At 44.3% G+C, this 510-nt stretch carries 1 protein-coding gene; it reads left to right on the top strand.

Translation table 11 applies throughout. The annotated features are described in order from the left end of the window. On the top strand, positions 1 to 510 hold a 510-nt coding region (locus tag R7190_RS31025; RefSeq protein ID WP_318138360.1), incomplete at both ends, for a sulfatase-like hydrolase/transferase.

The raw sequence follows: 510 nt of genomic DNA, 5'->3' as shown, positions 1-510 counted from the left end.
GAAAAAGCGAACCAGCCTTGGTTCAGCTACATCGAAGTTACTACGGTAGATAATTTTGAATCTATCCCGTCGAACTCGAAAGAAGATATGTCGGCGAGTGAACGCTTCAAAAATGCTTATGAGTTTGCCGTGAAATCTGCGGATGACAAAGTCGGCGGTATTATCAAAACACTTGAAGACGCTCAATTATTGGCAAACACCGTTGTTATCGTCACTTCCAACCATGGCAGTGAGTTTAACGAAACCAATACCAATAGCTGGGGCGCAAACAGTAACTACAGTCGTTACCAATTGCAGGTGCCTATGGTAATCCATTGGCCTGGTATGATGGCTGGTGAGTTTAATCACAGCACGAGCCATTTAGACCTTTCAGTTACGCTACTGCAAGATATGCTTGGTGTATCGTCCAATCCATACGATTACAGCAGTGGTCGTAACTTATTTGACGAAAGCCGTCGCCGTTGGATTCTTGCTGGTGATACTCGAGAACTTGCTCTCATCACAAATAAC

This window comes from Vibrio sp. 1078-1 (assembly GCF_033340475.1).
This window is presented reverse-complemented; position numbering and strand designations above follow the sequence as displayed.